The sequence below is a fragment of the Desulfotomaculum copahuensis genome, assembly GCF_001655685.1.
In the GTDB taxonomy this organism is placed as follows: Bacteria; Bacillota; Desulfotomaculia; order Desulfotomaculales; family Desulfovirgulaceae; genus Desulfotomaculum_G; species Desulfotomaculum_G copahuensis.
On record NZ_LYVF01000063.1, the window covers coordinates 1 to 6589 of the forward strand.

Annotated in this window: 8 protein-coding genes and 2 pseudogenes; 4 read left to right on the top strand and 6 right to left on the bottom strand. The window is 48.4% G+C overall.

Annotation, left to right across the window (positions count from 1 at the left end; genetic code table 11):
- Nucleotides 1–96: 96 nt before the first annotated feature.
- The 5 genes and pseudogenes from A6M21_RS05575 to A6M21_RS05595 all read right to left on the bottom strand — a co-directional run.
- Nucleotides 97–1014, bottom strand: a complete 918-nt coding sequence (locus tag A6M21_RS05575; RefSeq protein ID WP_066666901.1) for a tyrosine-type recombinase/integrase — start codon at nt 1012–1014, stop codon at nt 97–99.
- Between the two features lie 76 nt (nt 1015–1090).
- Nucleotides 1091–1387 (bottom strand): annotated as a pseudogene (locus A6M21_RS05580) (ATP-binding protein); the annotation flags it as partial.
- A gap of 89 nt (nt 1388–1476) precedes the next feature.
- Nucleotides 1477–1857 carry a Mu transposase domain-containing protein gene (locus tag A6M21_RS05585; protein WP_151191809.1) on the bottom strand — a complete coding sequence of 127 codons (381 nt, stop codon included), beginning with the start codon at nt 1855–1857 and terminating at the stop codon, nt 1477–1479.
- A 162-nt stretch (nt 1858–2019) separates the two neighbouring features.
- Entirely contained in the window at nt 2020–2781 is a 762-nt protein-coding gene (locus A6M21_RS05590) for an ABC transporter ATP-binding protein (protein ID WP_066666904.1), read from the bottom strand.
- Nucleotides 2765–3010: pseudogene (locus A6M21_RS05595) on the bottom strand (DUF1048 domain-containing protein); the annotation flags it as partial. The pseudogene A6M21_RS05595 and the gene A6M21_RS05590, both read right to left, overlap by 17 nt.
- Before the next feature lie 46 nt (nt 3011–3056).
- On the opposite strand from A6M21_RS05595, the gene A6M21_RS19245 reads away from it, so the two are divergent.
- From A6M21_RS19245 to A6M21_RS05610, 4 genes are all read left to right on the top strand, one after another.
- Nucleotides 3057–3182, top strand: a complete 126-nt coding sequence (locus tag A6M21_RS19245) for a hypothetical protein (protein WP_282434530.1) — start codon at nt 3057–3059, stop codon at nt 3180–3182.
- A 191-nt stretch (nt 3183–3373) separates the two neighbouring features.
- Nucleotides 3374–3712 (top strand): GntR family transcriptional regulator, encoded by a 339-nt coding sequence (locus A6M21_RS05600; RefSeq protein ID WP_242868777.1) that lies wholly within the window; start codon nt 3374–3376, stop codon nt 3710–3712.
- Entirely contained in the window at nt 3702–4655 is a 954-nt protein-coding gene (locus A6M21_RS05605) for a slipin family protein (RefSeq protein WP_078060421.1), read from the top strand. The genes A6M21_RS05600 and A6M21_RS05605 overlap by 11 nt, the downstream gene beginning before the upstream one ends.
- Nucleotides 4656–4945: 290 nt before the next feature.
- Complete coding sequence (locus A6M21_RS05610; RefSeq protein ID WP_066666906.1) at nt 4946–6049, top strand: acyltransferase family protein; 1104 nt, start codon at nt 4946–4948, stop codon at nt 6047–6049.
- A gap of 28 nt (nt 6050–6077) precedes the next feature.
- On the opposite strand, the gene A6M21_RS05615 is transcribed toward A6M21_RS05610, so the two are convergent.
- The gene (locus tag A6M21_RS05615) at nt 6078–6419 is read right to left on the bottom strand and encodes a TipAS antibiotic-recognition domain-containing protein (RefSeq protein ID WP_066666907.1); all 342 of its coding nucleotides are present in this window, start codon (nt 6417–6419) and stop codon (nt 6078–6080) included.
- Between the last annotated feature and the right edge of the window lie 170 nt (nt 6420–6589).

Consider the following 6589-nt stretch of genomic DNA (forward strand, 5'->3'; position numbering starts at 1 on the left):
TGCTGTCTTAATTTATGGGTGCTTATGATATTATGGAGATTGGCATTCTTTCCAAATGCGTCGTATGGCGCGCGGGTTCTTAAAAACAGATATGGGTTATCGCTGACAGGCCTGCCATTTTTCAAACAGTCCAACATCGTTTAAAATGGGAAACGACACATCAGTGCCTGTTTTCTGTTGAGTGAAATGAATTCTATTTTCATGCCAATCCAGATGGGAAAGCTTCAAGCCTTTGATGTCACCAACGCGGATGCCAAGTTTTGCTACAAGAAGAAGTATTGCATAATCACGTTTTCCAGTAGGGTTACCCCGGTCGATTGCGTCAAGCATTCTTTTTACGTCGTCTGGCTTCCATATACTAGGAACTGCCGGGTACCAGTATTTTGTATACTTTGGGACCGATAAAGACAAATCGGTTTTTGTTGAGCCGTTCGTGTATAGATACCTTAGAAAAACACGTAACGTTGTCAATATCGACGACATGCTTTTCTCGTGATGATGGAAGATCGTCTTTACATAGTCGGATATAACTTCGGGCGTAATGTTGTTCACATCCATGATTTTTCGCAGATTGATATAGTCGATAAAAAAGAATAGACGATGCAAACGCGTTCGCATGCCCCTTTTTGAGTATTGGTTGTTCTCGCACTCAATTTCGTAATCCGTCAGCACTTTTTCAAATTGCGGAGGCTTAACATAGTTTTTCTTTTTGATGATCCTGCGTATGACGACCTCATGTAATTGGTAGTCACCGAGCAATCGAACTTGACGCATTGCGGTTTTTGCGTTCCGTGGACATGCTTCCGAATAATAGTCTACATTACAATCGTAACGCTCCAAAAGATACTGCCTGCCAAGATCTTCGTTGAAATAGCGCTCCCCCTTTTCTTCGGCAAATGCTTGTATCCTTCTTAACGCAGCACGGAAGTTGCATATTGAGTGATACGAATAGTTAAGCCTCTGTAGCTCTTCCAATACTTTTTCGGATAATTCCTTGGTTATCAAATGTGCCATTTTGATAACCTCCAGAATAGATTTATTAATTCTATCCTGAATATTATCACAAGAAATTAAGTTTATAACAGTTCAATCAAGCGCAAAACAGAATATTTTTTTCGATAAGGAAGTACTTTCGATAATTCCCGACACCCGGAGGGCCAAGCATAACTAGATTCTCCGCCCTGTCAATGAAGGAGTATGTAGCCAGTTCGCGGATGATCTTCGGATCGATGGACGGCTGGAATGAAAAATCGAACGACTCCAGGGTCTTGATGTAGGGAAACTTGGCTAAGGCAGTATTCAGGGATACCTGTTTCTCCTGCTTGAGGGAGATCTCTTCCTCCAGCAGCCTGTCCAAAAAGTCGGAGTAGCTAACCTCATTCTTTGCTCGCTTCCTGGAGCAGCATTTCGAGTTGCTGACCGGTCCGGTTTAGTTTCAATAATTTGAGGTTTTCTTGGATTCTGAGAAGTTGCGGGTTATCCAATGAGAGCACCTCCCTCGGCCAGCGATGCGTAAACATCCAGACTCCTGACCTCGACCTCCGGCAGAGGAGCAGCTATTCTCTTGGCATCATGTTTACCTGTTAGGCCCCGGTAGTGCTCCATATCCATAATCACCTGGTACTTGCCCTCCGCTTTGCGGTGGGTGGCGATCAGCACTCCCTGATGGTATATAGATATCAGGCCGCCCTGTTCCTGCAACTCGACGGTCTGATGCACGTACCTCCAGGGCACCGAGTAACGGATGGATGCGTAGGAGACCAGGCAGTCGGTGGCCACCCTGCGCGTCTGCCAGACCTGTAAAACATATGGCGGCCTGCTGGTAAAGGGACGGAGGTTTTCCCGCTGGAAGCGCACCGCCGGCTGCTCGTGGGTAGTGCCGTGAATCCGCTGGTCAGCAACCTCCCTAACCCAGGCTAGGGTCTGCTCGTTGGCAAAGGCCAGTGAAGGAAATTCCTCGCCGGCCAGGAATGATCTCTTGACATATTTCACACCTGATTCAACTTTTCCCTTTGTTTTTCATTTTGCTTGGCCTCCTTTACCGATGATCGCGAGGAAAATCTCCTCTAGTGTTGGCTGTTTTTCGATATATTCTTTTTTTGCGGGCTGGAACAGCTTTTTGAGTTCTTCAAGCGTCCCGTTAGCGATGACTTTGCCCTCGTTCAGGATCGCGATTTTGTCGGCAAGCTGTTCCGCTTCATCCAGATACTGCGTTGTGAGCAGAATTGTCACGCCGCTGCCGGCAAGCTCCTTAACGGTTTTCCAGACCTCAAGCCGCCCCTCCGGGTCAAGCCCGGTTGTCGGCTCGTCAAGAAAGATGACGGCAGGCGCTCCCACAAGGCTCATCGCTATATCCAGCCTGCGCTTCATGCCTCCGGAATACATACCTGCCCGTTTGTTTGCCGCGTCAGTAAGCCCAAAGCGCTTGAGCAGGCCGTCGGCAACTTGGGCTGGTTTAGGAACACTCCTTAGCTTTGCGATCAGTAAAATATTTTCCCGTCCGGTCAATATCTCGTCCACAGCGGCGAACTGCCCGGTCAGGCTGATATTTTCGCGCACCTTTTCCGGCTGACGCGAAACGTCAAAGCCGCAGACGCTCGCGGTTCCTCCGTCAGATTTCAGAAGTGTGGAAAGGATGTTGACCGTCGTGGTCTTGCCCGCGCCGTTGGAGCCGAGTAAGGCGAAAATCTCGCCTCGCTTTACTTCAAAATCGACGCCCTTTAGGACTTCTGTGTCCTGGAAAGACTTTCGCAGTCCTTTCGCTTCAATTGCTTTTGCCACCCCGATATCCCCCTATCCCTTTGTTTGTTTTATCCATAAACTTTTTCATGGCCTTGCTAACTTCCTGGTCAACAGATTCTTGACAGGTGTCAGCGTAGGTTCTTGAATCCTTGATTAGATCGTCGCAGAAAGCCGCTACGTCATTACCCGTCACTTCAAGCACGCCTTTCCCCGAGGCCGCGCCCTCTTCAAAAAGATCGACAATCCCCGGGAGCAAACCCATCCCCTCGACACATAGCAGTGCGATTGTCTATAGGTTTATTTTTGACTCGAGTTTGAAACTTTTCAAGGAATTCTGGCATGACGCCGACCGCTACATTGTCTGCTACAACCCGGTGCAGGCCGAATATGACAAGCACGCCTGTGACTGGAATGCACTGGCAGATTCTTTTTTTCTGTAACGGTCAATAATTTTGGTGCAGGGTAATAAACAATATTTGGAGGATGAACAGCTGGAATAAGCTATTGACTGCCCGCATGTATTGTATTATATTATTAGTACAATAGGTGTAACATCCTGGTTGTGTATTAACCGGGGGGTGATGGTCATTTACCCTTTACAATAAAAACAGACAGCGGCATTCCCATTTATGTGCAACTCAAAGAACAAATCAGGTACGCCGTGGCTACGGGGCGACTTAAGCCGGGTGACCGGCTGCCCACGGTACGTCAGCTGGCCGTTGAATTAAGAATAAACCCGAATACCGTCAGCCGGGTTTACTCGGAACTGGAAAAAGAAGGCCTGCTGGCCACACGCCAGGGCAAAGGGACTTTTGTGCGCAGCACGGCAAATGATACACCATCCCTTGATGTACTGGCCAAGCTGGTTGACCGGTTGCTGGTGGAAGCGGCCGGTTTGGGTTTTACCGTGCGGGATGTGATGATGTTGCTGGAAAGAAAATTAAAGGAGGCTGGACAGGATGGCCGATGAAAAGCAAACTGCCAAAAAGGAAAAGCAGGAGAAGAAAACCGTCCGCCGGGAACCGTCGCATACAAACAGCCTGTCAGTGGTCATTTTTCTCTTGCTTGCCGGGCTGGGCATCTGGTGGGGAATTGGCGCTGAAAGTCCCGCCCCGGCCATAATTTTGATCATAATTGCCCTTTTCGTTGCCTCGGCCGTAAAAATTGCCCGCCAGTGGGAAAAAGCCTTGGTATTGCGTCTGGAGAAGTTCCACCGTCTGGCCGGCCCGGGCTTTTTCCTGATTGTCCCCGTCATTGACACCGTGCCCACCTGGGTTGACCAGCGGGTGATTGCCTCCCCTTTTAACGCGGAGCAGACTTTGACCAAGGATACTGTGCCGGTAGACGTGGATGCGGTTCTCTTCTGGGTGGTTTGGGATGCCCAGAAAGCCGCCCTGGAGGTGGAGAATTACCGGGAGGCCGTGGCCTGGGCGGCGCAAACCGCGCTGCGGGATATCATCGGCAAGACACTGCTTTCAGAAATGCTGGCCGGTCGGGATAGGATTGACGAGGAACTGCGCAAGGTGATCGATCAGCGGACCGAGCCCTGGGGCGTAGCGGTGCAATCGGTGGAGATCCGGGACGTAATCATTCCGGATAATCTGCAGGACGCCATGTCCCGGGAAGCCCAGGCGGAAAGGGAGCGCAAGGCGCGGATTATCCTGGGTACGGCGGAAACGGAAATTGCCCAAAAGTTTGCCGAAGCAGCGCAGGCCTATCAGGACAACCCGGTGGCCATGCACCTGCGGGCGATGAACATGTTGTACGAAGGGTTGAAAGAAAAAGGCGCTTTGATCGTGGTGCCCAGCACGGCGGTGGAGACGATGGGACTGGGTACCATTACCGGATTGGCTTCCATCAGTCAAGGCAGCCCGGAAAAGGTAACCGGAAAAGAACCGGCAGGGGAAGATTAAGCAGTAGAATAAGCTTCTGTCGTGCGAATTCCCTAATAAATATTTACCAATAATAAATTAGGAACTGATCCATATTGGAGTCACGGTCGAAAAATAGTTTTTCCCAGGACTTTTTTCGACCGTCCCTTATATTCAAATTATAACTAGACATGACCTTATATGCGCGCGAAATAGCGTCATTATTCGATTATGCGACTCGTAAAGAAACATAGGATTTCGATAAAGCCAGGGATTCGAATTTTTAAAACCTGGCGAAGATTTTCATTTGGAATAGAGAGAAAGGTTAACATATGTCTAATATTTCACCAAATAGATCGTCAGAACGCCTATTTTTCGTCGATAACTTGCGTATTGTGCTTTCCGTTTTAGTCGTTCTGTATCATTTGGCTGTAATCTATGCAGCAAATACTGCATTCTACTACCTGGAACCATCGAAAGACTTAGCGGCAAAGACTATTTTAGTGATATTCCAACTGCTCAATCAGGCATATTTTATGGGCTTTTTCTTTTTACTTTCGGGCCATTTTACGCCTCGATCATTTGATCGTAAAGGAAAAATTACGTTTCTAAAAGACAGGTTACTGCGTCTGGGCGTCCCATTGCTTCTCTTTTATTTCCTCCTTAGCCCTCTTTCTTGGTTTCTCGCACAGAATACGCCTTCCTCTCAATATAAATTGACAACGCCATTTACGATGGGGCCCCTCTGGTTTGTTGCTATGCTCCTTATCTTTGATTTATGTTATGTGCTGTTCCGCCTATTTATAAAAAATAAGACTGCTTATCCAGCGAAAGAATGCAAACCACCGAAATTACGCTTCATTGTAGTCTTCATCCTTGGGTTGGCAATCATCAGCTATCTTTTGCGGATTATTATACCATTTGGCATGCCGATACTTGGCTTCCCATCATTGGCTTATCTCCCGCAATACCTTAGTTTTTTCATGGTCGGTATAATTGCATCCCGGCGCAACTGGTTTAAAACTATTCCGAGCAAGCTCGGAATAGTAGGTTTCATTCTTGCAATTGTTTCCACGATCATTCTATTTCCTCTTGCACTTAGCGGCAAAAGCGCTTTCCTTGGCGGCGGGCATTGGCAATCAGGGGTTTATGCGCTATGGGATTCCATATTCTCGGTTGGAATCAGTCTTTGCCTCTTGACTTTTTTCCGGCACTTTTTCAATCATCAAAGAGGATTCGCACAGTTTTTGTCCAAACATTCTTTCACAGTATATGTTATTCATGTTCCAATCATCGTCTTTATTGCCATTTCACTACGCGGTATCCACCCGGAGCAGTTACTGAAATATGGTTTGGCGGCGTTAATCGGAATCCCGGTCTGTTTCGCAGTTGCTTATCTTATATGCAAGATACCATTTGCAGATAGAGTACTATAAAGTGAAAGAATGAAACGAGGAAAGTAAATCATGGCAGGCTGTCACTGTAGATGGCCATAGCCCGCCGCATGAACTCCGCCATCCCCGGGCGCATCCGTTCGTAAAATGCAGTGAAGCGACTGTCGGCCACATACATTTCCCCCAGACCCCGGAAGATCTGCGGGGTGCAGGTGTAGTACCGCTCGTTGATCTCCCGGTAGCGTTCCCCGATGGCTTCCTGCACTTCAGTGTCCGCCGGGCCCTTACCCGCATCCATGGCGGCCGCCACCCGCCGGTAAATGCTCATTTCCTGCACATGGATGGCCCGCCAGTCCGCTTCCGTGTAACGCGACTTTCCAACTTCATCCCGGTTAAAATTACAGTTGATCATATCAAAAACATTTGATATGATCAATCCATGGTTGATAATATTAAAATCACTAAGGCTTTAAGCGACCCCATCCGCTATAAAATCATGCAGATGCTTGCCCGGAGCGGGGAGGGGTGTTGCCCCCTGCCCGGCGAAGGTGAATACCGGCCGGGCCTGTGCAACTGTGAACT

Excerpts from the sequence above, each read along its gene's own strand:
- A6M21_RS05615 (WP_066666907.1), bottom strand. The coding sequence starts at position 6,419 with ATGATCAACTGTAATTTTAACCGGGATGAAGTTGGAAAGTCGCGTTAC.
- A6M21_RS05575 (WP_066666901.1), bottom strand. The coding sequence starts at position 1,014 with ATGGCACATTTGATAACCAAGGAATTATCCGAAAAAGTATTGGAAGAG.
- A6M21_RS05610 (WP_066666906.1), top strand. The coding sequence starts at position 4,946 with ATGTCTAATATTTCACCAAATAGATCGTCAGAACGCCTATTTTTCGTC.
- A6M21_RS05605 (WP_078060421.1), top strand. The coding sequence starts at position 3,702 with ATGGCCGATGAAAAGCAAACTGCCAAAAAGGAAAAGCAGGAGAAGAAA.